19 protein-coding genes and 1 pseudogene are annotated in these 25,141 nt (G+C 70.3%); 6 read left to right on the forward strand and 14 right to left on the reverse strand.

The window, feature by feature from the left end; all coding sequences use genetic code 11:
- Positions 1-5: 5 nt before the first annotated feature.
- From AB0D85_RS40400 to AB0D85_RS40425, 6 genes and pseudogenes are all read right to left on the reverse strand, one after another.
- Positions 6-794, reverse strand: a complete 789-nt coding sequence (locus tag AB0D85_RS40400) for a heparin lyase I family protein (protein WP_362332105.1) — start codon at positions 792-794, stop codon at positions 6-8.
- Positions 791-1,987, reverse strand: coding sequence for a glycoside hydrolase family 88 protein (locus AB0D85_RS40405; protein ID WP_362332108.1), 1,197 nt, complete (start codon positions 1,985-1,987; stop codon positions 791-793). Before AB0D85_RS40405 ends, AB0D85_RS40400 begins: the two co-directional genes overlap by 4 nt.
- On the reverse strand, positions 1,984-3,168 hold the full coding sequence (pqqE, locus tag AB0D85_RS40410; protein ID WP_362332111.1) for a pyrroloquinoline quinone biosynthesis protein PqqE: 1,185 nt from the start codon (positions 3,166-3,168) through the stop codon (positions 1,984-1,986). Before pqqE ends, AB0D85_RS40405 begins: the two co-directional genes overlap by 4 nt.
- Positions 3,165-3,419, reverse strand: coding sequence for a pyrroloquinoline quinone biosynthesis peptide chaperone PqqD (pqqD, locus tag AB0D85_RS40415; RefSeq protein ID WP_362332114.1), 255 nt, complete (start codon positions 3,417-3,419; stop codon positions 3,165-3,167). Before pqqD ends, pqqE begins: the two co-directional genes overlap by 4 nt.
- Positions 3,420-3,625: 206 nt before the next feature.
- Positions 3,626-4,333, reverse strand: a pseudogene (gene pqqC / locus AB0D85_RS40420) (pyrroloquinoline-quinone synthase PqqC); the annotation flags it as partial.
- 20 nt (positions 4,334-4,353) lie between these two features.
- Positions 4,354-4,494, reverse strand: a complete 141-nt coding sequence (locus AB0D85_RS40425; protein ID WP_362332116.1) for a pyrroloquinoline quinone precursor peptide PqqA — start codon at positions 4,492-4,494, stop codon at positions 4,354-4,356.
- A gap of 332 nt (positions 4,495-4,826) precedes the next feature.
- On the opposite strand from AB0D85_RS40425, the gene AB0D85_RS40430 reads away from it, so the two are divergent.
- Positions 4,827-5,663 (forward strand): aldo/keto reductase, encoded by an 837-nt coding sequence (locus AB0D85_RS40430; protein WP_362332119.1) that lies wholly within the window; start codon positions 4,827-4,829, stop codon positions 5,661-5,663.
- A gap of 131 nt (positions 5,664-5,794) precedes the next feature.
- Here the strand turns inward: AB0D85_RS40430 and AB0D85_RS40435 are convergent, their stop codons facing one another.
- Complete coding sequence (locus AB0D85_RS40435; protein WP_362332122.1) at positions 5,795-6,406, reverse strand: hypothetical protein; 612 nt, start codon at positions 6,404-6,406, stop codon at positions 5,795-5,797.
- Between the two features lie 245 nt (positions 6,407-6,651).
- Between AB0D85_RS40435 and AB0D85_RS40440 the strand changes: the two genes are divergently transcribed.
- A complete protein-coding gene (locus tag AB0D85_RS40440; RefSeq protein ID WP_362332125.1) occupies positions 6,652-7,344 on the forward strand; it encodes a glycoside hydrolase family 75 protein in 693 nt (230 codons plus the stop codon).
- Between the two features lie 80 nt (positions 7,345-7,424).
- Here AB0D85_RS40440 and AB0D85_RS40445 read toward each other — a convergent pair whose 3' ends face one another.
- Together AB0D85_RS40445 and AB0D85_RS40450 are read right to left on the reverse strand one after the other, a co-directional pair.
- Positions 7,425-8,126: an SDR family oxidoreductase gene (locus AB0D85_RS40445; protein WP_362332128.1), complete on the reverse strand. Its 702-nt coding sequence runs from the start codon at positions 8,124-8,126 to the stop codon at positions 7,425-7,427.
- Between the two features lie 129 nt (positions 8,127-8,255).
- Positions 8,256-9,155, reverse strand: a complete 900-nt coding sequence (locus AB0D85_RS40450; RefSeq protein WP_362332132.1) for a class I SAM-dependent methyltransferase — start codon at positions 9,153-9,155, stop codon at positions 8,256-8,258.
- Positions 9,156-9,278: 123 nt separating this feature from the next.
- On the opposite strand from AB0D85_RS40450, the gene AB0D85_RS40455 reads away from it, so the two are divergent.
- Positions 9,279-10,049 (forward strand): phytanoyl-CoA dioxygenase family protein, encoded by a 771-nt coding sequence (locus AB0D85_RS40455; RefSeq protein ID WP_362332135.1) that lies wholly within the window; start codon positions 9,279-9,281, stop codon positions 10,047-10,049.
- Positions 10,050-10,129: 80 nt separating this feature from the next.
- Here AB0D85_RS40455 and AB0D85_RS40460 read toward each other — a convergent pair whose 3' ends face one another.
- Entirely contained in the window at positions 10,130-11,851 is a 1,722-nt protein-coding gene (locus AB0D85_RS40460; protein WP_362332138.1) for a glycoside hydrolase family 6 protein, read from the reverse strand.
- 61 nt (positions 11,852-11,912) lie between these two features.
- A complete protein-coding gene (locus AB0D85_RS40465) occupies positions 11,913-13,388 on the reverse strand; it encodes a cellulose binding domain-containing protein (RefSeq protein ID WP_362332141.1) in 1,476 nt (491 codons plus the stop codon).
- Positions 13,389-13,649: 261 nt separating this feature from the next.
- Between AB0D85_RS40465 and AB0D85_RS40470 the strand changes: the two genes are divergently transcribed.
- Positions 13,650-16,586, forward strand: coding sequence for a glycoside hydrolase family 48 protein (locus AB0D85_RS40470; protein WP_362332144.1), 2,937 nt, complete (start codon positions 13,650-13,652; stop codon positions 16,584-16,586).
- 266 nt (positions 16,587-16,852) lie between these two features.
- Complete coding sequence (locus AB0D85_RS40475; protein ID WP_362332147.1) at positions 16,853-19,519, forward strand: cellulose binding domain-containing protein; 2,667 nt, start codon at positions 16,853-16,855, stop codon at positions 19,517-19,519.
- Between the two features lie 259 nt (positions 19,520-19,778).
- On the opposite strand, the gene AB0D85_RS40480 is transcribed toward AB0D85_RS40475, so the two are convergent.
- Positions 19,779-21,491, reverse strand: a complete 1,713-nt coding sequence (locus AB0D85_RS40480; RefSeq protein ID WP_362332150.1) for a GAF domain-containing protein — start codon at positions 21,489-21,491, stop codon at positions 19,779-19,781.
- Positions 21,492-21,590: 99 nt separating this feature from the next.
- On the reverse strand, positions 21,591-22,004 hold the full coding sequence (locus AB0D85_RS40485) for a pyridoxamine 5'-phosphate oxidase family protein (RefSeq protein ID WP_362332153.1): 414 nt from the start codon (positions 22,002-22,004) through the stop codon (positions 21,591-21,593).
- A gap of 253 nt (positions 22,005-22,257) precedes the next feature.
- Here AB0D85_RS40485 and AB0D85_RS40490 point away from each other — a divergent pair, with 253 nt between their 5' ends.
- Complete coding sequence (locus tag AB0D85_RS40490) at positions 22,258-22,602, forward strand: STAS domain-containing protein (protein WP_362332156.1); 345 nt, start codon at positions 22,258-22,260, stop codon at positions 22,600-22,602.
- Between the two features lie 16 nt (positions 22,603-22,618).
- Here AB0D85_RS40490 and AB0D85_RS40495 read toward each other — a convergent pair whose 3' ends face one another.
- Positions 22,619-25,009, reverse strand: coding sequence for a phosphoketolase family protein (locus tag AB0D85_RS40495; protein WP_362332159.1), 2,391 nt, complete (start codon positions 25,007-25,009; stop codon positions 22,619-22,621).
- Positions 25,010-25,141: the final 132 nt, after the last annotated feature.

Consider the following 25,141-nt stretch of genomic DNA (forward strand, 5'->3'; position numbering starts at 1 on the left):
GTTCCTCACACCAGCTGGTAGCCGCGGAGATCGGTCAGCAGGAGATAGGTGTCCTGCAAGGAGCCCGAGGTGTCGCCCAGGGAGCGGTAGATGCCCCACTTCGGGCGGACCCGGTCGGCCAGGAAGGTGTCGACGCCGGTCTTGGAGGCGTCGATCACGGTCGAGCCGCCGGACTTGAGGATCCAGCGGACCGAACCCGCCGAGCCGTTGCCGACCTTGATCTGGAAGTCCACGTCGGTCCAGGTGTCGTGCAGCGGGTCCAGGTCCGTGCGGCCGACGAGGATGTCGTCGATCGCCAGCTTCAGTTCGATGGTCTGCTTGCCGTTCACCCGCCGCAGGGACTGCACGACGATCGGCGAGGTGCCGCTGCCGGGCTGCTTCATCTGCATGATGTGCGTGAAGGTGGTGGTCGCCTTCAGCGAGCTCGGGATGTACATCGAGTAGGTGACCCGCCAGGTCTGGCCCTCGTTCCACTTGAGGTAGCTGCTGGAACTCGTGCGCAGGCCGGTGACCTCCTGGCGCTGGCGGTCGGTCGAGGTGTCGCGGTCGACCGTGTGCATGTTGAAGCGCCAGTTGTTGCCCGTGGCGAAGATGTGCGGGTGCCCGGCGGGGTGGGAGTCGGCGCGGTCGTCCTCGACGGTCTCGAAGGCGCCGAGTCCGTCGCTGCTCGCCGACGGCTGCCACTTGAGCTGCCAGGACGCGGCGTGTGCGGTGGTCGCGGGCAGACCGACGGCCGCTCCCGCGGCACCGGCGAGCGCGGCCCCGAGAACCGCCCTTCGGGATGTTGTGCTCATGACACTGAATCTCCTCGCAGTTGCTCGTTCATGATCAGGAAGGCCCCGAGGCCGTGGAAGTCGTTGACGGCCCGGGTGCGGGCGACGTAGTACGCGTAGTCGCCGACGTTGGTGCCGACGGAGATGTCGGCGAGGTCGGTGCGGCCGTCCGGACCGACCGACAGCTGCGCGAGCACGCCCTGGTAGCCGCGGCGGGCGACATCCGCGTAGTGCGGGTCGAGATAGTGCTGCTGGGCGCCGCGCGAGAGGGCGTAGGTGAACATGCTGGAGCAGGACGTCTCGGTCCAGTTGTCGCTGCGGCCGCCCTTGTCGATCACCTGGAACCAGCGTCCGGTCGCCGGGTCCTGGTACTTCTCCAGGCCGGCCGCCAACTTGCGGAAGATGGAGAGGAGTTGGGGGCGCCGGGGCTGGTTCGCGGGGACGGCGTCCAGCACGTTGACGATCGCCATCGCGTACCAGCCGACGGCACGGCACCAGTGCTCGGGCGCGAGCCCTGTCCCCGGATCCGCCCAGCTCGCGGTCTTCGACTCGTCGTAGGCGTGCTTGAGCAGTCCGTTCGCGACCTGGAGGTGGCCGCCGTAGACGGCGAGCTGCTTGGCCGCCTCGTCGTCCGTGTACGCGCTGTCCCCGAACTCCTTGCCGTACTCGACGAGGAACGGGTTCACCATGTAGACGCCGTCCGCCCACAGCTGGTGCGCGCGGCTGGAGTTGTCGGCGTGCCAGAAACCGCCGTCGCTGGTGCGCGGGTAGGTGTTCAGGCGGTCGCGGATCTTCTGGGCCGCCTTGCGGTAGCGGTCCTGGCCCGTCTCGTGGTGCAGGATCACCAGGAGCCGGCCCGCCTGCATGCTGTCCAGGCTGTTGAAGGACTGGTCGATCGATCCGTCGCTCTTCACGAACCGGTCCACGTAACTCTTGATGTAGGTGAGATAGCGGGGGTCGTGGGTGCGCCGGTAGGTGAGGTACTGGCCGTACAGGTAGAGGCCGACCGGGTAGGACCAGCCCCCGATGGTGACCGGGGTGTAGCGGGCCATCGTGGAGTCGACGACCGCGGTGGACCAGTCGGGGGCGGCGGCCGGTCTGGTCGCGGCGGGTGCGGTGGCCGCGACGGCGGGCGGGGGTACGGTCGCGGGGAGCGCGGCCAGGGTGGCGGTGGTGAGCGCGACGGCCGCGACGGCGGCTCGCAGGCGTTTCATGGTCCTCCTTCTCCGGGGGCTTCTCTGTGGGCTTCTCCGGGGACTCCTCCGGCGGCTTCTCCGGCGGCTCCTCCGGGGTCCTCTCTGGGTACGGTGGCGGCGGAAGTCCGCCGCAGGGGTACGAGGTGGTGGCCGGGGGCGTGGCGGCAGGCCGGGTCGGTGTTGCGGGCGTCCCCCGTCAGCGCGTACGCCTGGCAGCGGCAGCCGCCGAAGTCGGTGGCGCGCAGGGCACAGCCGCGGCAGGGTTCGCGCATCCACGCCTCGCCCCGGTAGGCGTTGAAGGCCTTCGACTCCCGCCAGATCCAGGCGAGTCGGTGCTCCCGTACGTTCGGCGGGTCCAGACCGGGCAGGGTGGCCGCGGCCGGGCAGGGCAGGACCGTGCCGTCGGGGGTCACGGTGAGGGAGATCCGGCCCCAGCCGCCCATGCAGGGCTTCGCGGTACCGGTGAGGAGATCGGGGGCGACCCAGATCAGCTCCGGTTCGCCCAGGCGTGCGCGCCAGCGCAGGACCGTCTCCCGGGCCCGTTCCACCTGCCCGGGCAGCGGCAGCAGCGCGGCGCGGTTGCGGGCCGCCCAGCCGTGGTACTGGGTGTTGGCCAGCTCGATCCGGTCCGCGCCCCAGTTCACGCCGAGCGCGATCAGGTCGTCGACGGCGTCCAGGCTGCCCCGGTGCAGCACGACGTTCAGCCCGAAGGGCAGACCCGACGCCCGGATCAGCCGGGCCGCGCGTTCCTTGGCCGCGAACGAGCGGGCGCCGGCGATGCGTTCGGCGGCCGTCGGCTCCGCGTGCTGTACGGACAGCTGGACACTGCGCAGTCCGGCGCCGACCAGCCCGGCCAGCCGCCGCTCGCTGAGCCCGATGCCGCTGGTGACGAGCTGGGTGTAGAGGCCGGCGGTGTCGGCGGCGGCGACCAGTTCGGGCAGATCACGCCTGAGCAGCGGCTCGCCGCCGGACAGATGGGTCTGGACGGCGCCCAGTTCACCGGCCTGCCGGAACACCTCCGACCACTCCCCGGTGTCCAGCTCGGCTGACCGACTGATCAGTCGGACAGGGTTCGAGCAGTAGCCGCAGCGCAGCGGACAGGAATGCGTGAGCTCGGCGAGCAGGGCCCAGGGCGGCTCCGCGGCGGCCGGTGTGCCGGGCTCCGCGGTGGTCGCCGTGGTGTTCTCCGCGGTGGTCATCTCAGCCACCCCTCCCTCTGCAACGCCCCGAGGAACTCCGGGACTTCGGCGACGACCGGAGCGTCCGGGAACGCCTCCGCCAACTCGGCGACGATCTCCGCCACCGCCCGGTTGCCGTCGCACCGCCGGAGCACCTCGCCCGCCCGGCCGTGCAGCACGACCACGCGCTCGGGCACCAGCAACAGATCGGTGCCGCGCACCCGGTCGTGACGCAGTACGACCGCGCGGGCGAGGGAGGGCCGCCAGGTCATGCCCCACCTCCGCCCGACCCGACGGCCCGGTCCCGCGCCTCGGCTGGGTCCCGGACCTCGGCCCGGTCCCGGGAGTCGCCCTGGTCCCGAGCGTCGGCCCAGCCCCCGGCGCCGGCTGAGTCCCGGGCGCCGATCCAGTCATCGGCGCCGGCTGGGTCCCGAGCGCCGCCCCAGTCCCCGGAATCGCCCCAGTCCCGGGTGTCCCCCCGGTCCACGGCGTCGAGCAGGGCCCACAGCACCTCGCACTTGTAGGCGAGCGCGGTGACGGCGCGGTGCTGTTGCTCGCGGGTGCGGGCCCAGGCCAGGACCAGGGCGAGGGCCTCCTCACCGTCCCGGGCGCCCTGGTCGACGCGGGTGCGGAAGTAGTCGAGGCCGGCCGGGTCGAGCCATGGGTAGTGGCGTTCGAGGGCGGTGATGCGGGTGCGCATCAGGCCGGGTGCGGACAGTTCCGTGAGGGAGGCGGCGACCGCGTCCAGGGCGGGGCGCAGGCGGCAGAAGGTGACGTACCCCTCGACCGCCAGCCGCACCCCGGGCAGCACCCGGGAGCTGTCCCACAGTTGGTCGCGGGTGAGACCGGCGGCCTCGCCGAGGCGCAGCCAGCGTTCGATGCCGCCCTCGCCGTCGGCGCTGCCGTCGTGGTCGCGGATGCGGCGCAGCCAGGCGCGGCGCAGCGCGGGCCCGTCGAGCTTGGCGAGGATCAGGGCGTCCTTGACGGGGATGTGCCGCTGGTAGTGGAAGCGGTTGGCGATCCAGCGGCGCAGTTCGGCCGGGGTCAGCTCACCCCGGTGCATACGCAGGTTGAAGGGGTGCCGGTCGTGGTAGCGGTCGGCGGTGACGGCGCGCAGCCGTTCGGTGAACTGCGGGACCGGCCAGGGGTCGGCGGCCGTCCCGGCGTGGACGGTGGTGACGGTCATGGCGGGCCGCCCAGGGCGGGTCAGCGGTCGCCGAGGGCGTAGCCGGTCACTTCCAGGGCGGTCTCCACGACCTGGTAACCAGGGCTTCGCCAGACCTTTTCATCCGATGTCTGCCGAACCGTGGGTTCCGGCTGACGGTCCTCGGAGAGGGTCTCGTTCATGGGTGCGTACCTGCTTTCCTGAGGTTGGGGGGTCTCAGAGCGCACACAGGGGGTTCGTGTTCACGGGGATCTGCTGGAAAACCCAGAGGATGGTTCACATCCCTGTACCGGGTTCAGCGATACGTCCGACGATGCGAACCAGAGTCCCGGCAGGAGCGGGCCGCGGTCAATGGTCCGGACCCATAACGTCGGATGCATTTCCGGCCAATCTCCGCCCACGACGGCTGACCCGCCGGTCAGTTCCGGCGGATTCCGGGGTCAGGAATGCATCACGACTCGTGATCGTTGACGATGGGAGTACCACCTGTCGACAACCTAAGGATCGAGAGCTCGTGAGCAGCAAGGTCCCCCCGAAAATCCTCAACAACGGCGTCGCGATGCCCCAGCTGGGCTTCGGCGTGTGGCAGGTGCCGGACGACGAGGCCGAGCGTGCCGTCGCCACGGCGCTGGAGGCCGGGTACCGCAGCATCGACACAGCGGCGATCTACGGCAACGAAGAGGGCACCGGCAAGGCCATCGCCGCCTCCGGCGTGGCCCGCGAGGACATCTTCGTCACCACCAAGCTCTGGAACGCCGATCAGGGGTACGACGCCACGCTGCGCGCCTTCGACGCGTCACTGGCGAAGCTGGGTCTGGACTACCTGGACCTGTACCTCATCCACTGGCCGCTGCCGGCCCGGGGCAAGTACATCGACTCGTACAAGGCGTTCGAGAAGCTGTACGCCGACGGCCGCGTCAAGGCGATCGGCGTCTCCAACTTCATCCCGGAGCACCTGGAGCGGCTGATCGCGGAGACCTCGGTCATCCCGGCCGTCAACCAGATCGAGCTGCACCCGCATCTGCAGCAGCACGCGGCGCGGGAGTTCCACGAGGAGCAGGGCATCGCCACCGAGGCCTGGTCCCCGCTCGGCCAGGGCAAGGGTCTGCTGGAGGTGCCGGCGATCGTGGCGATCGCGCAGAAGCACAACCGCACCCCGGCCCAGATCGTGCTGCGCTGGCACCTCCAGCTCGGCAACGTCGTGATCCCGAAGTCCGTGACGCCGTCCCGGATCAAGGAGAACATCGAGGTGTTCGACTTCAGCCTGGACACCGAGGACCTCGCGGCGATCAGCGCGCTCAACGAGGACCGGCGCATCGGCCCGGACCCGGCCACCTTCGACATCGGCTGAGCGCCCGCCCGGTTCACACAACGGCCGTCCCGTCGCCCCCTCGACAGGACGGCCGTTCGCGTTCCCCGGCCCGGCGCTTCGCGTTCCCCGGCTTCGGCACTTCGCCTCCCCCGGCTCTCGCGCGGGGCGCGTCATCCGGGGTGCACATCGGCGTGTACGACCTCGAACTCCTCCAGGCCGAGGACCGTCACATGCGACTTGGCGACGTCCTGGCGGCGGGCGGCCGCCTGGCCACCGCGGGAGGCGGCCATCGAGGCACGGTCGACGAAGAGCGAGCCGACCATGCCCCGGCCCCGCTCGCGGTCGACGAACACGGCGCACCGGGCGAAGCCGGGCAGCGTCTCCAGCCGGGGTATCGCCGAGGAGCGGAACGTCTCGGTGAACAGGTCCGTGTCGACCGGGTCGAACTCCACCCTGGTGATCCGCAACCCACCGCCCAGCCTCGGCAACTGCGCCGAGTGGAAGACGGCCACCTCGTAGTTCTCGACGGCGACGGTGCCCGCGAACGGCTCCAGCATCGGTCCGCGCCGCTCGCGCATCACCTGGTCGCTGTTGCGCCGGGCCTCCGCGGAGCCCCACCAGCTCACCGCGAGCAGTTTGCCCAGGTCCCGGTCGATGAAGACACACGCGCCCCGGTACTCGGGACGATCCTCCAGCAGAGTGCGCCCTTCACTGTTCAGAGCCCTGATCGCGGCTTCGATCCGCGCCGGATCGCCGGTGACGTACACCGTGCGTACGAACATGACCCCTCACTTTCCAGGAGCCATCGGAGCCACCGCCCAACCCGCACGGCCCCTGCGTAAACAATCGGAATGTCCTGCTTCATGAGTCTTCCCTCGCCCGGTGCCATATCACCGCATTAATGGGCTAATCAGACAGTTCTCATCTGGGGTAGTTCCCCTCCGGGGGTTGACGCGGACATGCAGCCGGGTCCACCTTGTACGGCACCCGGTCAGGAAACTTTCCTAACAGAAGGGGACCCCCCACAGTGCGCATCCGAACACTGACCCTTGCCGCGGCCTCCGGGGCCGCACTGCTCGCCGCCGGAGTGCTCCCCGCGAGCGCGTCCGGCGCCACCCCGAAGTCCGCCCAGGAGGGCTCGGTCAGCGCGGCGGACCTGCTCGCCAAGGTGAAGAGCTGCTCCCAGATATCGAACGGCAAGTACAAGACCGACGACGAGACCTCGGCCACGATCCCCGTGTGCGGCAAGAACGGCGCGGTGTTCTGGAAGGCCGACATGGACATCGACTGCGACGGCCAGCGGACCACCAACTGCAACGAGGACCGCGACCCCTGGTACCAGGACGACACCGCGTTCCACCAGTCCGACGGCAAGCCGCTGAAGGCCGAGTCACTGCCCTACATCGTGGTGCCCAGCTCCAGCAGCATCTGGAACTACTCCAGCGCGGGCATCAAGGGCGGCGGAGTGGTGGCCGTGATCTACAACAACAAGGTCGAGTACGCGGTGGTCGGCGACACCGGCCCCACGAAGATCATCGGCGAGGCGTCGTACGCCACCGCCAAGGCGCTCGGCATCGACCCCGACCCGGCGACCGGCGGCGCCGACTCCGGCGTGACGTACATCCTGTTCAAGAACTCCAAGGTCTCCCCCATCGAGAGCCACAGCGCGGCGGTGTCTCTCGGTGACCAGCTGGCGAAGCAGTTCCTCGCGAACAACTGACCGAGGTGCGTTCTTCGCCGGCCATCGGCCCGGGGAGGGCGGGCGGCCCGGTAGCGAGCGGTACCGGGCCGCCCGGCACGTCAGTTGGGCTGCCCCAGCGGTCGTACGACGATGGTGTTGACGTCCACCCCGGCCGGCTGCCGGATCGCCCAGACCACCGAGTCGGCGATCTGGTCGGCGGTCAGCAGATGCCCGGGCGGCAGGCTGCCGTTGCCGTCCCAGAACGGGGTCTCCACCCGCCCCGGCGCGACCAGGGTGACACCGATGCCGAAGTCGGTGACCTGGCGGCGGGTGTTCTCCGCGAGCCCGGTGACCGCCCACTTGGTCGCCCCGTACAGGTTGCCGGGCGTGTTCACGAACCCGGCGACACTGCCGACCAGGACGATCCGGCCCCGGCTCTCCTTCAGGGCACCGACGGAGGCACGGATCAGCAGGGCGGGGCCGAGGACGTTGGTGAGGACCATCTCGGCCCACCCCGCCGGGTCGCCCTCGGCGACGGTGTCATGGGTGGCGAAACCAGCGTTGGCGACGACGGTGTCGAGACGGCCGTACGCCTTGACCGTACTGTCGACCGCGGACTCGATGTCCGCGTACTCGGCCGCGTTGCCGACGATCGTCAACAGCCCGTCCGGCTCACCGAGTTCCTCGGCGAAGGCCCGCAGCCGCGGCTCACCCCGGCCGGTGACGGCGACCCGGTGCCCGGCGTCCAGCAACTGCCGCGCCACGGCAGCACCGATGCCGCTGCCGCCGCCGGTGATGAGAGCGACCGGAGAGTCGGTCATGGTTCCCCCTGGTGTTCGATGACCGGTGATCCCTCGGAGTCCACCACTTCGAGCGCTCTCGATGTCAAGTACCGCAGGTGGCGCGGTACGGCACGGAATCCGACGGCCAGGACCGGACCGTCAACGCCGCTAAGCGGGCCGTACCGCCGTGTGGACCGTCCGGGCGCCGAGGACGAACAGGTCGGGCCTGTGGTGCAGGCTTGCCGGGTCCGCCGGGTCGAGGAGCCGGTCCAGGGTGGTGCGGTCGTCGGCGTCGACCCCCTCGCCGAGCGTGTCGCGCAGCCGGGAGAAGATCTCGGTCGCGTAGGCGCGCGCCCGGTCGGAGGCGGGCGCGGGCAGGTCGATGAGGAAGCTGCGGCTGCGGGTGTACTTGAGCCCGGCGGAGGTCAGCAGCGCGGGCCAGTCCTCGGCTTCGGCGACCGTTCCCGGCAACTCGGTGCGCATCCGCTCGAACCACTCCTCCTGCACCGCGTCCAGCCGTGCCTGGAGCCCGGGCCGGCCGATGCCGATGGCGCGGGGCAGGAAACGGCTGGGCAGGCCGCCTTCGAGGATGGCCAGGGTGCCGCCGGGGGCCAGCCGTTCGGCGAAGGCCGTGAGCGCGGCCCGCTGGTCGCCCAGGTGGTGCAGGCTGTGCCCGGCCCAGATGAGGTCCGCCGGGTAGTCCAACTCGTCCAGCACGCCCGGGAGTTCACCGGCGAGCACATCGAAGCGGTCACCGACGCCCTGCCGCTCGGCGCGGGCGCGGGCCCGGTCCAGGAGCGGCTCGCTGCCGTCCACGGCGAGCACCCGGGCCCCCGGGAAGACCTCGGCGAACAGACACGACACCACCCCGGGCCCGCTGCCCAGGTCGACGATCAGCCCGGGCTCGGTGACCTCCTTGCCGAGCCAGCCCAGGGCGTTCTCGTAGAGGGGAGCGAAGAGCTCCGCCTGCGACTCCAGGTGACCGGCCATCTCGGCCCAGTCGATGTCGGTGCTGGAGGGGGAGTCCGCGTGGGTGTGCGGGTGCTTGTGGTGGTGGTCGTGCGCCATGGGTGCAGCCTCTCGTCCGGGTGCCGTCAGCGTGCTCCGGCGCACCGGCCGGAGGCCAGCTCCGTTGCCGGTGCGGCAAAAAATTGGATGCGGACGGCAAGTCCGTCGGGTCACGATGACCGGATGGACGACGAGCTGGTGGAGCGCTTCCTGGCAGACGGCTTCGTGAAGATCGAGGGCGCGGTTCCGCCGCGGGTCGCCGAGGGGTGCGCCCGGCGGCTGTGGAAGGAGACGGGATACGACCCCGAGGACCCCGGAACCTGGAAGGACCCGGTGGTCTGGGTCGGCGGCAGGGCCGACGGCCCCTTCGCCGCGGCCCCCAACTCCGCCGCTCTGCACGAGGCCTTCGATCTGCTGGTCGGCGAGCGCCGCTGGGACCCCCGCTATTCGCTGGGCGCCTTCCCGCTGAGGTTCCCGCACGAGGAGGAGCCGGACGACGCGGGCTGGCACATCGACACCAGTTTCATGCCGGAGGGCGCCACCGAGTGGTACGCCAACCTGTGGTCCCGGGAGCGCGCCCTGCTGATGCTGTTCCTGTTCAGCGAGGTGACGGAGGCGGACGCCCCGACCCGCGTCCGGGTCGGCTCGCACCTCGACGTGCCACGGATCCTGGAGCCGTACGGCGAGCGGGGCGCCACCCTGCACGAGCTCGGCCCGAAGGTCGACGCCGCGTCCGCCCACCGCCCGCTCGCGTACGCCACCGGACGCCCGGGCGACGTCTACCTGTGTCACCCCTTCCTGGTCCACGCCGCCCAGCCGAACCACGGCACCCGCCCCCGCTTCCTGGCCCAGCCCCCGCTGTACCTGAACGCACCGCTGGAGCTGGACCGCCCGGACGGAAACCACTCACCCATAGAACTCGCGGTCCGCCGGGGCCTGGCCCGCGTCGGCTGACCCCCGCGCCCCTAGGGGCGCGGGGAACTGCGCGACCAGCCACACCCGGCCCGCAGCTTCAATCCGGCCTCACCCGGCGCTCACGACAACGGCGGGTACGCGTTCGCCATCAGCTGCTGGAACTGCGCGGAGAACCAGTGCCCCGACAGCGGCGCGTTCGGCAGCGCACCGGACATGTTGTTGCCGTTGCGCGCGTTGCCCGTGTACGTCGGGTCGCACATCTGGTCGAAGCCCTTGCCCTCGTCGTTCGCGATGGCGGTGCTGGAACCGTCGGACTCCCCCGGCGGCTTCATCCACACATACGCGTCGATCCCGGCGGCCGGGCTGGCCTGCGGGCGCTCACCGAGGCCGGCTCCGGCCTGGTTGCACCAGTTGCCGACGTGGATCCGGCGGTCGTAGCGGCCGCCGTCGACGTACGTGTCCACGCTGGTCGTCGGACCCGCGCCGGTGGGCCGGGCGCTGCCGCCCCAGCCGTTGCGGGAGGTGTCGATCAGCATGCCGATGCCGGAGTTGAAGCCGACCGAGACCAGTTCGGTGCGGAAGGCCTGGGCGAAGGACAGCTCGTCGACGTAGCGGTTCCAGTCGACCCACTTGGACTGCCGGACGGAAGTGCCGTTCACCGTGTCGTTGATGGTGAAGTGGTCCTCCTTCAGGGCGCTGTAGTTGGCCGTGTTGGTGATGAACCCCTGGACGTCGTCGACGGTCGCGCCCTCGCTGGTGGCCGCCTGCTTGAACAGGTTGGCCGCCGGGGCGAAGTTGTCGTCCCAGCCGAGCCAGCCGTGGTGGCCGGCGTCGAGGTAGTTGTAGACGTTCGGGATCGCGCCGAGCTTGGCGAGGGCGTAGCCGACGCCCTTCACGTAGTTGCCGTTGGCCAGCATGGTGTCGCAGTTGGCGGTGGCGGTGGCCCGGCTGCCGGTGTTGGTGACCAGGTTGGGCAGTGAGTCGATCTCGATGGTGGTGACGATCCGCAGCGAGGCGTACTTGCTGTCGGAGAGGATCGCCGCGATCGGGTCGATGAACTGCGTCTTGTACTTGTCGATCTCCGTCGGGCCGAGTTCGCCGTTCGAGGCGAGGGCCGCGCAGTCACGTCCGGGCAGGTCGTAGATGACCAGCTGGACGACCTCCTCGCCGCTGCCCTTCTGTGCCAGGGCCGCGTCCAGGTGGTCGCGCAGGCCCATACCGCCGTTCACGCCGTTGATCGCGGCGATGCGGTCGAGCCAGACGCCGGTGGGCTGGTTGGAGACGCGGGTGCCGCCCGGTTCGGCGGCGGCCTTCGCGGACCACTCCGGGTTCACGTAGACCTTGGCGCCGGAGTACGGGTTGTCGACCCGGGTGCCGGTGCCGCCGCCCCCGCCGCCTCCGCCACCACCGCTGCTGCCGTCGTCGACGTTGCAGGTCACGCCGTCGAGGGTGAAGGCGGTCGGGATCGCGTTCGTCCCGCTGTAGGACCCGTTGAAGCCGAAGCTGACCGAACCGCCGGTCGCCAGCGTGCCGTTGTAGGTCTCGTTGTTCGCGGTGACCGCGGTGCCGCTCTGGGACAGCTTGGTGTTCCAGTAGCTGGTCACCTGCTGGTTCCCGGCGTACGACCACTTCACCGACCAACTCGACCTCGCGGCCGAGTTGTTGGTGACGGTGACGGCGGCGGTGAAGCCGGCGCCCCAGTCGTTCTGGATCTTGTAGTCGACGGTGCAGGGGATCGCGGAGATCGCCGCCCCGGAGGAGGGGGTCACGGCGGCCGCCGGTCCCGAGACCCCGGCGACGAGCGCCAGGGCGGCGAGTACCGCTGTTCTGGTACGACTCATGAGTGCGGGTTCCTTCTTCTTCGGTGGAACTTCCCAGGTGGAACTTCTTCGGTTGGGGTGCTTACGGGTTGATGGCCTGGAGGTGGTCGCGCAGCCCGACGCCGTACGCCGTGGGCGTGCCGCTGTAGTCGGAGATCAGGGACGGGCCGGAGGAGCAGTCCCAGGTGTTCCAGGTCCAGCCCAGGTAGGAGAGGCCGTGGTCGTCGAACCACTTCATGACCTGGTCGACGAACGCGTGCGAGCAGGTGTTCTCGCCGATCTCCCCGGCGACCAGCGGCACCTGGGCCGCGACCGGGGCGAGGGTGGAGTTCCAGCAGCTCTCACTGGCGCAGGTGTTGAAGTTGTAGCCGTGGTAGGCCGCGACGAGGTTGCCGGCCGGGTCGGTGGGCCTGTACGTCAGCCACTGGCTGAGGTCGTTGGAGTACGCGAGCCCGCCGATCATGATCACGTTCCTGGCCCCGGCGCCGCGGATGCCGTCCACCAGGCCCTGCATACCGGCGACCTGGTAGCCGATCCCGGAGCAGGTGCCGCCGTCCCGCCAGCACTCCCAGGCCTGGGTGGTGGTGGCGGTCGCCCGGTCCGGGTACGGCTCGTTGAACAGGTCGAACACGGCCGCCTGGTCGTCCTTGAAGGTGCCGGCCACCGAGGACCAGAAGGACGGGGTGTACTGGGCGTCGGGCATCGGCTTCTGGCAGGTGGCGTGCACGTCGGAGCAGCCGGCCGAGTTGCCCGTGTACTGGCCGTAGGACCAGTGGAGTTCGAGGATGGGCGTCATGCCGAACGACTCGACGCGGGCCACCAGTTCCTTGACCGCGTTGATGTAATTGGCGCCGCCGTACTCGGACTTGACGTTGGACAGGCCGAGCCAGCACTCCTCGTTGAGCGGGATGCGGACGGCGTTGGCCTTCCAGTCGGCGATCGCCCTGATCGCCGCGTCGTCGACCGGGCCGTCCCAGATGCCGTAGCCCTGGACGCACATGAACTCGCCGCCGGAGCGGTTCACGCCGAGCAGGCGACGGGTCCTGCCGTCGGCGTCCACGAGCTTGGTGCCGGACACGTGCAGGGCGGGTGCCGTCCCGGTGGCGGGCGGCTGGGTCGGGGTCGGGGTGGGCGTCGGTTCCGTATCGACGTTGCAGGTCGTGCCGTTGAGCTTGAAGGCCGTCGGTACGGCGTTGCTCCCCGACCAGGAGCCGAGGAAGCCGGCGCTGACGCTCGCGCCGGTGGCCAGGGAGCCGTTCCAGCTCTCGTTCGCGGCGGTGACCGTCGTACCGGACTGGGACCACTTGGCGCTCCAGCCCTGGGTGACCTTCTGGCCGCCTCCGAAGTCGAAGCCCAGGCTCCAACTGCTCACGGCGGCCATGTTGTTGGTGATGGTCACGGAGCCCTGGAAGCCGGTGTCCCACTGGCTGGTGACCGTGTACTGGACCGTGCACGCGGGTGTGGCGCCGGACGCCGACACCACCGGTACCAGTGCGGACCCGACGAGGGCGACCGCACCGGCGACGGCTAAAAGAACTGAACGCGGGGGGTGTCGCATGAGCGACTCCTTGCAGCTCGGGCGCGTCGTGGCGGACGCGTCGACTGAACGGAATCGCTCCCACTGGTGCGAAGGAAGGTAGCGCCAAGCGACAGCAAAGAACAGGGGAGTTGCTTGACTTTTCGGCGGGCGTATCCGTCGAATCTTTTCGACTCTTCAACCACCTTGACCGCTCCATGCCACGTCTCCACTATGGGAGCGCTCCCACTGGTTCAAGCCTTGACTTCTTCCCGAGCCGCAAGCGCAAGGAGGAACCAGCACATGCATCCCGCACATCCCGGAGGACCCGGGAGGAGGCGCAGAGCCGTGCGACGGTTGTGGACGGCCGTCGTCGCGGCCCTGGCCCTGCCGCTGTCGATGCTCGCGACCGGAACAACCCCCGCCCACGCGGCGACCGTTCAGTGCAGCGTCGACTACAGGACCAACGACTGGGGCACCGGTTTCACGGCCGACCTCACCCTCACCAACCGCGGTACGGACGCGATCAGCGGCTGGACGCTGACGTACGCGTACACGGGCAACCAGAAGCTGTCGAACGGCTGGAACGGCACCTGGTCCCAGTCCGGGACCTCGGTCACCGTGCAGAACGCGTCGTACAACGGCACGATCGCGGCGGGCGCGGCGGTGTCGACGGGCGCGCAGTTCTCGTACACCGGCAGCAACGCGGCCCCGACGAGCTTCGCGATCAACGGCACGACCTGTGCCGGCGCGCACCAGCCGCCGGTGACCGTGCTGACCAGCCCGAGCGCGGGCGCGGTGTACACGCAGGGCGACGCGGTCCCGCTGGCGGCGACCGCGGCGGCGGCCGACGGGGCGACGATCAGCAAGGTGGAGTTCTACGACGACACCACGCTGCTGGGGACGGACACGTCGTCGCCCTACTCGCTCTCGGTCTCCAGTTTGACCGTGGGCAGTCATTCGCTGGTGGCGAAGGCGTACGACAGCCTGGGCGCGTCCGCCTCCTCGACCCCGGTCGGCATCACGGTCGCCTCGGGTCCGGCGGTGGTGGCCTCTCCGACGCAGCTGGGCGTCCAGCAGGGGGCGACCGGCACCTTCGGGGTGAGCCTGTCGAAGCAGCCGAGCGCCAGTGTGACGGTGTCGGTGGCCCGCACGGCCGGCAACACCGGGCTGTCGGTGAGCGCCGGTTCGTCGCTGACGTTCACGCCGTCCAACTGGAGCGCCGCGCAGAACGTGACCGTGGCGGCGGACTCGTCCGGCACCGGCACCGCGACCTTCACGGCGTCGGCGACCGGCTACACGGCGGCCGCCGTGACCGTCACGGAACTGGCCGCGTCGAAGGCGTACGACGCGCGTTTCCTGGACCTCTACGGGAAGATCACCAACCCGGCGAACGGCTACTTCTCCCCCGAGGGCATCCCCTACCACTCGGTCGAGACGCTGATCGTCGAGGCGCCGGACCAGGGCCACGAGACCACGTCGGAGGCGTACAGCTACCTTCTCTGGCTGCAGGCCATGTACGGCAAGGTCACCGGTGACTGGTCCAAGTTCAACGGTGCGTGGGATCTCATGGAGAAGTACATGATCCCGACCCACGCCGACCAGCCGACCAATTCGTTCTACAACGCGTCCAAACCGGCCACGTACGCACCGGAGTTGGACACGCCGAACGAGTACCCGGCGAAGCTGGACACCTCGGTGTCGGTGGGATCGGATCCTCTCGCCGGTGAGCTGAAGACCGCGTACGGCACGGACGACGTGTACGGCATGCACTGGCTGGAGGACGTCGACAACGTCTACGGCTACGGTGACACGCCGGGCGGTTCGTGCGAGGCGGGTCCGACCGCGGACGGGCCGTCGTACATCAACACCTTCCAGCGCGGTCCGCAGGAGTCGGTGTGGGAGACGGTCCCGCAGCCGACCTGCGACGCCTTCAAGTACGGCGGCAAGAACGGGTACCTGGACCTGTTCACCGGGGACTCCTCCTACGCCAAGCAGTGGAAGTACACGGACGCCCCGGACGCCGACGCGCGTGCGGTGCAGGCCGCGTACTGGGCGGACGTGTGGGCGAAGGACCAGGGCAAGGGCGGCGATGTCTCCGCCACCGTGGGCAAGGCGGCGAAGATGGGCGACTATCTGCGCTACGCCATGTACGACAAGTACTTCAAGAAGATCGGCAACTGTGTGGGGCCGACGACCTGCGCGGCCGGCACCGGCAAGGACGCCTCGGACTATCTGCTCTCCTGGTACTACGCGTGGGGCGGGGCGACCGACTCCAGCGCGGGCTGGGCGTGGCGGATCGGGTCCAGCCATGTGCACGGGGGCTACCAGAACCCGCTGGCCGCGTACGCGCTGAGCTCGTACGCCGACCTGAAGCCCAAGTCGGCGACCGGGGCGACGGATTGGGGCACCTCGCTGACCCGGCAGCTGGAGTTCTACCGCTGGCTGCAGTCGTCGGAAGGTGCCATCGCCGGTGGTGCGACCAACAGTTGGCAGGGGCGGTACGCGAGCCCGCCGTCCGGTACGTCGACGTTCTACGGCATGTACTACGACTGGGAGCCGGTGTACCACGACCCGCCGTCCAACCAGTGGTTCGGCTTCCAGGCCTGGTCGATGGAGCGGGTCGCGGAGTACTACCAGCAGACCGGCAACGCCACGGCGAAGGCGATCCTCGACAAGTGGGTGGCGTGGGCGCTGTCCAAGACGACCGTCAATCCGGACGGTACGTACCTGATCCCGTCGACGCTCCAGTGGTCCGGCCAGCCCGACACCTGGAACGCGTCGAGTCCCGGCTCCAACAGCGGACTTCACGTCACGGTCGCCGACTACACCAACGACGTGGGCGTGGCGGCCGCGTACGCCAAGACGCTGACGTACTACGCCGCCAAGTCCGGTGACGCGACGGCGAAGTCGACGGCCAAGGCGCTGCTCGACGGCATGTGGAACAACTACCAGGACAGCCTGGGGATCGCGGTGCCGGAGACGCGGGCCGACTACAACCGGTTCGGGGACACGGTGTACGTGCCCAGCGGGTGGAGCGGGACCATGCCGAACGGGGACGCGGTCAACTCGTCGTCCACGTTCGCCTCGCTGCGGTCCTTCTACAAGAACGACCCCGCCTGGTCGAAGATCCAGAGCTATCTGGCGGGCGGGGCCGCGCCCGTGTTCACGTATCACCGGTTCTGGGCCCAGGCGGACATCGCGCTCGCCATGGGGTCGTATGCGGAGCTGCTCGAATAGCCCCCGCCGGGCGCTCCGCGGGGTGGGCCGTGGTTTGGCTGCGGGTCCGTTGTGGCTGGTCGCGCAGTTCCCCGCGCCCCCAAGAGGGGGCGTACCCGCACCGCTCGCTCCGAGGAACCGCCTGAAAGCTCTGCGTGCAGGCTCCGCCACCTGACGGCGGGGCCGATCCGCCGGGCCGCCCTCACCCGCACTGGGGGTGGCCCGGCAACTCACACCCCAGGAAGAAAGCGCTTACCCCCACCATCCCCTCCCCCGGAAGGACCCCCGTGCGAAGAACCCGCATCCTCACGGCCGTGCTGGCCCTGGCGGCCGGCTTACTGGCGGGCAGTCCGTCCGCACTCGCCGCGGCCGCCCCGAAAGCAGCGGTCGCCGCTGACACCTACACCTGGCACAACGCCCGGATCGACGGGGGTGGATTCGTCCCGGGCATCGTGTTCAACCGCTCCGAGAAGAACCTCGCCTACGCCCGTACCGACATCGGCGGTGCCTACCGCTGGTCGGAGTCGACGAAGACCTGGACGCCGTTGCTGGACTCGGTGGGGTGGGACGAGTGGGGGCATACGGGGGTCGTCAGCCTGGCCTCCGACTCCGTGGACCCGAACAAGGTGTACGCGGCCGTCGGGACGTACACCAACAGCTGGGACCCGACCAACGGGGCCGTGCTGCGGTCCTCCGACCGGGGTGCCAGCTGGCAGAAGACCGATCTGCCGTTCAAGCTGGGCGGCAACATGCCGGGCCGGGGCATGGGCGAGCGGCTGGCGGTCGACCCGAACAAGGACAGCGTGCTGTATCTGGGCGCGCCCAGCGGCAAGGGGCTGTGGCGGTCGACCGACTCCGGGGTGACCTGGTCGCAGGTGGGCAACTTCCCCGACGTCGGTAATTACGTGCAGGATTCGACCGACACCACCGGCTACGCCTCCGACAGCCAGGGCATCGTGTGGGTCACCTTCGACGAGTCGACCGGTACGGCCGGTTCGGCGACGAAGACGATCTACGTCGGGGTCGCCGACAAGGACAACGCGGTGTACCGCTCGACGGACGCGGGTGCGACCTGGAGCCGGCTGGCCGGTCAGCCCACGGGGTACCTCGCCCACAAGGGCGTGCTGGACGCGAAGAACGGCTACCTCTATCTCGCCTACAGCGACAAGGGCGGCCCGTACGACGGCGGCAAGGGCCAGCTGTGGCGGTACGCGACCGCGACCGGCACCTGGACGAACATCAGCCCGGTCGCGGAGGCCGACACCTACTACGGGTTCAGCGGCCTGACCGTCGACCGGCAGCACCCCGGCACCGTCATGGCCACCGCCTACAGCTCCTGGTGGCCGGACACCCAGATCTTCCGCTCCACGGACAGCGGGGCGACCTGGACCAAGGCCTGGGACTACACGTCGTACCCGAACCGCTCGAACCGCTACACGATCGACGTGTCGTCGTCGCCGTGGCTGACGTTCGGAGCGAATCCGTCGCCGCCCGAACAGGCCCCGAAACTCGGGTGGATGACGGAGGCGCTGGAGATCGACCCGTTCGACTCGGACCGGATGATGTACGGGACGGGCGCGACGCTCTTCGGCACCGAGAACCTGACCCAGTGGGACAGCGGCGGCCAGTTCACCGTGAAGCCCATGGTGCAGGGCCTGGAGGAGACCTCGGTGAACGACCTGGCCGCTCCCCCGTCCGGCGGCGCCCAGCTCTTCAGCGCGCTCGGTGACATCGGCGGCTTCCGGCACACGGACCTCACCAAGGTCCCGTCGATGATGTACACGTCCCCGACCTTCACGACGACCACCAGCCTGGACTTCGCCGAGTCCAACCCGAACACCGTGGTCCGGGTGGGGAATCTGGACTCCGGTCCGCACATCGCGTTCTCCACCGACAACGGCGCCAACTGGTTCGCGGGGACGGATCCTTCGGGGGTGAGCGGTGGCGGCACGGTCGCGGCCGCCGCCGACGGGAGCCGGTTCGTGTGGAGTCCGGCGGGCACCGGTGTGCAGTACACGACGGGCTTCGGCTCGTCCTGGTCGGCGTCGAGCGGGATCCCGGCCGGGGCGGTCGTCGAGTCGGACCGGGTGGACCCGAAGACCTTCTACGGCTTCAAGTCCGGGAAGTTCTACGTGAGTTCGGACGGTGGCGCCACCTTCACGGCGTCCTCCGCCACCGGTCTGCCGAGCGGCGACAGCGTGCGGTTCAAGGCGCTGCCCGGGACGAAGGGAGATGTGTGGCTGGCGGGTGGTTCGACGGACGGTGCGTACGGTCTGTGGCACTCCACCGACGGCGGCGCGACCTTCGCCAGGTTCGCGAACGTCGACCAGGCCGACACCATCGGCTTCGGCAAGGCGGCGGCCGGGGCCTCGTACCAGACCCTCTACACCAGCGCGAAGATCGGCGGGACACGCGGCATCTTCCGCTCCACGGACAAGGGCGCCACCTGGACCCGCATCAACGACGACGCCCACCAGTGGGGTTGGACCGGCGCGGCCATCACGGGTGACCCGCGGGTCTACGGCCGGGTGTACATCTCGACGAACGGCCGGGGCGTGATCTACGGCGACACGTCCGACAGCAGCGGAGGCGGCGGCGGGGACGGAGGGGGCGGCACCGATCCCACGCCGTCCGGCGCCTGCACGGTCACCTACAGGATCAGCAACCAGTGGACGGGCGGTTTCCAGGCGGACGTCCAGCTCACCAACACGGGCTCGGCGGCCTGGAGCAGCTGGTCGCTGGGCTGGTCCTTCCCGAACGGCCAGACGGTCGGCCAGCTCTGGAACGCCGACTGGACCCAGTCCGGTGCCGCCGTGACCGCCAAGAACGTCAGCTGGAACGGCACGGTCGCGTCCGGCTCCTCGGTGTCCTTCGGGTTCACGGGCACCTGGACCGGCTCGAACGACAGACCCGCGTCCTTCAAACTGGGCGACCAGACCTGCACGGTCGCCTGACCGGCGGGGGCGCGTGCCGCACCGGGCACGCGCCCTCTTCCATCCGTTCCTACGGCTAGGGCCTGTCGTTTGGATCAGGTCGGCTGACAGATACTGCGGATTTCAGCCGACCCGAGCGGGGTGTGGTGCGTGCAGCTGCAAGGCGGAGGAGGGAGTCGACGCGGAGCGTCGGCGAGTGACGACAACGCCGCTGGGGGTACCCCCTCTGGGGGAGTGCGTGCCACACCCCGCGACGCCGACATGATCCAAACGACAGGCCCTAGGTCACCGGCACCCGCCACACCAGCGTCGTACCGCCGTCCTCGGGGCAGTCCCACTCCAGCCGGCCGCCGAGTTCCTCGGCTCGCTCGGCCAGGTTGCGCAGTCCGCTGCGACGGCCTTCGGGCGGGATGCCCACGCCGTTGTCCCGGACCGTCAGGACCAGTTCGCGCCCGTCGGTCGCGAGGATCACCTCGGCGCGGTCGGCGTGGGCGTGCCGGGCGACGTTGGTCAGGGCCTCGGCGAGGACGGCGACGGCGTGGCCCGCGATCTCCCTGGGCACGTCGGTGTCGAGGAGGCCTTCCATGCGCAGGCTGGGGGCGAAGCCCAGGACCGGTGCCGCCTCCCCCGCGACCCGTACGGCGCGGGCGCGGAGGCCTGCGCCGGCCGCGCCCTCGCGGTCGCGCAGACCGAAGATCGTCGACCTGATGATCTTGATGGTCTCGTCCAGGTCGTCCACGGCGCGCAGCACCCGCTCCGACGCCTCGGTGTGCTCGATGAAACGGCCGGCGCTCTGCAGGGTCATCCCGGTGGCGAAGAGCCGCTGGATGGCCAGGTCGTGCAGGTCCCGGGCGATGCGGTCACGGTCCTGGAGGACCGCGATCTCCTGGGCGTCCCGGCGGCGCTGGGCCAGTTCCAGCGCGATCGCGGCCTGGGCCGCGAAGCCCTGCAGTGTCTCGGTCTCCTTGTCGGAGAAGACCGTGCTGCCGATCTCGCGGGCCAGCAGCACCACACCCCGCACACCGCTGTCGCCGGTGCCGATGGGGATGGCCACGGCGGGGCCGAGGCCGTGGAAGCGCGGGGGTTCCGGGGAGATCCTCGGGTCGTGGAGGACGTCCTGGGTGGCGACGGGGGCACCGGCGGCGAAGGCGAGGCCCATCAGGGTGCGGTCCGGGGCGAGCACCAGACCCCGGTGATCGTCCGCGTCCATGCCGACGGCGATCTCCACGCCGAGCGAGCCGGTCTCCTCCATCGGTATCGCGACGGCGGCCAGCGCCGAGCCCGTGATGTCCCTGGCCCGCTCGGCGATCAGGGCCAGGGCGTCGGCGGGATCGCCGCCGGACATCAGGGTGTGGGTGATCTCCGCGTTGGCCCGCAGCCAGCGCTCGCGCAGCCGTGACTCCTCGTACAGCCGGGCGTTGTCGATCGCCACGCCGGCCGCCACGGCGAGCGTGGACGTCACCGAGACGTCCTCCTCGTCGAACTCCAGCCCGCCGCGCTTCTCGGTCAGGTACAGATTGCCGAACACCTGGTCGCGCACCCGGATCGGGACGCCGAGGAAGGTGTTCATCGGCGGGTGGTTCGACGGGAAGCCGTACGAGGCCGGGTGCTCGGAGAGCTTCGCGAGGCGGAGCGGCTCGGGGTGGCGGATCAGCTCGCCGAGGATGCCGTGGCCCTCCGGGAAGGGGCCGATCCGAGCGATCTGCGCCTCGCTGACGCCGGCCGTGTGGAAGGCCGACAGCCGCCTGCCGTCGGGGCCGATCACGCCGAGGGCCGCGTACTCGGCGTCGACCAGCACGGCCGCCGCCTCCACGATGCTGCGCAGGGCCTGCTCCAGCTCCAGCTCCCGGCCGACCGAGAGGACCGCCTCCAGCAGGCTGTGCACCCGGTCGCGGGTGCCACGGGCGGCGTCCAGACGGGCCTGCAACTCGTCCAGCAGCTCGTCGAGCCTCAGCTGCGGCAGCCGTACGCGGGCCGCTTCGGGGCCTTCCACTACAGTCCTCCCGATCCTGTCGACCGATGGGAACCGGCAGGTCCGGTCATAGGTCACCGTAGTGCGCGGCACGGGGTGAAGGCACCCCGATCGGCCAGGTCACCGGGGTCCGCGCAGTTCCCGTCCAGTGACCAGCTCGGGCTCGATACGTACGAAGACCTCGTGCGGGACCGGCGCCCAGGAGCGGGGGCCGTCGTGGACCAGCCGCCGGTGTTCGGCGGGGTCGCTCACCACGGTCGCGGAGCCGGTGACGACGACGCTCCAGCCGGAACGTCTACCGGCGTCGACCTCGTCCGCCTCGAAGGCCACCACCGAGCCGTCGATGGCGCGCACCAGCTCCGAGGCCGCGGACGTCCGCAGGAGCACGGCGCCGTCGCCGTCCAGGCCGAAGTTCACGGGCAGCACGGCGGGCAGCGCGTGCCGGGTGTGGACGATACGGCCGACGGGCACCGTGGCGAGCCGGATCAGGCACTCCCGCCGGTCGAGCTCACGGAATCCGTCGTTGGCGTACATGGGCCGCCGCCTCGTCTTTCAGGTCGGGTGTCACGTGGCTTCCATCCTCCGAGGGCGCCGGGACGAGAACCAGGGGCCAAGGGTCCCGACCCACGCGGCGAAGGACCCGGGTTGGGCCGCGGTGTGAGAGGACGGAGTGCAGGCGGCGTGCGCCCGGGCCGTTCGGGTCTCGTACGGGTGGGCCGAACGGCCCTTCCGCGCGGGCCTCGGGCTGGGCTTTTCTGCTGTCATGGGTGACAACCACACGAGGTCAGTGACATACCGCACGGCACGGACCGCCGACGGGACCTCCGTCGTGACGCTGCGCGGAGAGATCGACCTGGTGGCGGTTCCGGCCCTCTCGACGGCCCTGGACACGCTGACGGCCGGTGCCGAGCCCGATCTGATAGTCGACCTGCGCCGTGTGTCCTTCATCGACTGCACCGGGCTCGGCATCCTGTGCCGGGCGCGCAACCGGGTCCGGGCACGGCACGGCAGACTGCGGCTGGTCGTGCCCGGCGGTGCCGTCCCCCGGTTGTTCCGGCAGACGGGACTGGCCGATGCCTTCGAGCTCTGCGCGGGGCCGGTCGCGGACTCGGCGTCCGCCTCCCTGCGGTGACCGGCCCCGCCGCCGGTCAGGCGTTCCAGCTCCAGTCGGCGACCTCGGGCAGGTCGGTGCCGTGCTCGCGGATCCACACCTGGTGGCGGGCGCGGGCGTCGGCCATCTGCTGGCGCACGGCCGCCGCGCGCACCGAGAGCCCCGGGACCCGGTCGATGACGTCCATGACCAGGCGGTAGCGGTCCAGGTCGTTGCGGACGACCATGTCGAACGGGGTCGTCGTGGTCCCGGACTCCTTGTAGCCGCGTACGTGCAGGTTGCTGTGGCCGGTGCGCCGGTAGGCGAGGCGGTGGATCAGCCAGGGATAGCCGTGGTAGGCGAAGATCACCGGCTTGTCCGCGGTGAACAGGCCGTCGTACTCGAAGTCGCTCATCCCGTGCGGGTGGTCGTCGTGCGGCATGAGGCGGGTCATGTCGACGACGTTGACCACGCGCACGGCCAGCTGCGGCAGATGCCGGCGCAGCAACTGGGCGGCGGCCAGCACCTCCTGGGTGGGCACGTCACCCGCGCAGGCCAGCACGACGTCCGGTTCGCCGCCGTTCTCGGTGCCCGCCCACTCCCAGATCCCGGCGCCGCGCGCGCAGTGGACGCGGGCCTGGTCCATGGACAGCCAGTCGAAGCAGGGCTGCTTGCCGGCCACGATCACATTGACGTAGTCCCGGCTGCGCAGCACATGGTCGGCGACGGAGAGCAGGGTGTTGGCGTCCGGCGGCAGATAGACCCGCACCACCTCGGGGCTCTTGTTGAGGACGTGGTCGACGAAGCCGGGGTCCTGGTGGGAGAAGCCGTTGTGGTCCTGGCGCCACACATGCGAGGTCAGCAGGTAGTTGAGCGAGGCGATCGGCGCCCGCCACGGCAACTGCCGTGCCGTCCGCAGCCACTTGATGTGCTGGTTGACCATGGAATCGGCGATGTGCACGAACGCCTCGTAACAGGAGAACAGCCCGTGCCGGCCGGTGAGGAGATAGCCCTCCAGCCAGCCCTGGCACAGGTGTTCGGAGAGAATCTCCATCACCCGGCCGTGCCGGTCCAGGTGCTCGTCCACCGGCAGCACCTCGTCCTGCCAGGCCTTGCCGGTCGCGTCGAACACGGCCTGGAGCCGGTTGGAGGCGGTCTCGTCCGGACCGACCAGACGGAAGTCCCGGCGCGTCCCGGTGTCGGCCATCACCTGTTCCAGCAGGTCGCCGAGGACGCGGGTGGGTTCGTGCAGGGTGACGCCCGGCTTGTCGACCGGCACGGCGAAGTCGTCCAGGGAGCGCAGCGGCAGGTCGCGGACGAGGAGACCGCCGTTGGCGTGCGGGGTCGCGCCCAGCCGCTTCGCGCCGTCGGGGACGCAGGCGAGCACCTCGGCGACCGGTCGGCCGTCGGTCCCGAAGAGCTCCTCGGGCCGGTACGACCGCAGCCACTCCTCCAACTGCCGCAGATGCTCCGGGTTTTCACGCACCCCCGCGAGCGGGACCTGATGCGCCCGCCATGTCCCCTCCACGGGGACCCCGTCCACCTCGGCCGGCCCGGTCCAGCCCTTCGGCGTCCGCAGCACGATCACCGGCCAGTGCACGCGCCCGGCCGCCCCCTCCTCCCGGGCCGCCCGCTGCGACTCGGCGATCCGGTCCAGCGCCCGGTCCATGGCCGCCGCCATCGCACGGTGCACCCGCGCCGGGTCGTCGCCGCCGACATGGATCGGCTCATGGCCGTATCCCCGCAGCAGCGCGTCGAGTTCGGCCTCGGGCAGGCGGGACAGCACGGTCGGGTTGGCGATCTTGTAGCCGTTCAGGTGCAGGATCGGCAGGACCGCGCCGTCGTGCACCGGATCGAGGAACTTGTTCGAGTGCCAGGACGCGGCCAGCGGCCCGGTCTCCGCCTCGCCGTCGCCGATCACGCAGGCGACCAGCAGGTCCGGGTTGTCCAGGGCCGCACCGTAGGCATGGGCGAGGGAGTAGCCCAGCTCGCCGCCCTCGTGGACGGAGCCGGGCGTCTCGGGGGCGACATGGCTGGGCACCCCACCGGGGAAGGAGAACTGCCGGAACAGCCGCTCCATCCCCTCCCCGTCCCGCGGGACGTCGGGGTAGGTCTCGCTGTAACTGCCCTCCAGCCAGGAGTTGGCCAGCACCGACGGCCCGCCGTGCCCCGGCCCCCACACGCACAGCGCGTCCAGCCCGCGCGCCCTGACCACCCGGTTCAGATGCGTGTACACCAGGTTCAGCCCCGGCGAGGTACCCCAGTGGCCCAGCAGCCGCGGCTTGATGTGCTCGGGCCTGAGCGGCTCCGTGAGCAACGGGTTGGACATCAGATAGATCTGGCCCGCGGCCAGATAGTTCGCGGCACGCCAGTGCGCGTCCAGCGCACGCAGCTCCTGCTCGGACAGTTCGGGCAGTACGGCGGTCTCGTGCTGTTCGGCCTGGGACATGGGTGGGACTCCCGAAGTCATGGGTACGGGCCAGTGGTCGGGCTGCGGGAAACGGGGCGTGGGAACCGGGGCGTGGGAGGCCGTCACGCGTACCTGGCGGGCGTGGCCCTCCACGGTCTGCCGGTGCGGGGG

The sequence above is a fragment of the Streptomyces sp. NPDC048277 genome (assembly GCF_040652235.1).
Lineage (GTDB): Bacteria > Actinomycetota > Actinomycetes > Streptomycetales > Streptomycetaceae > Streptomyces.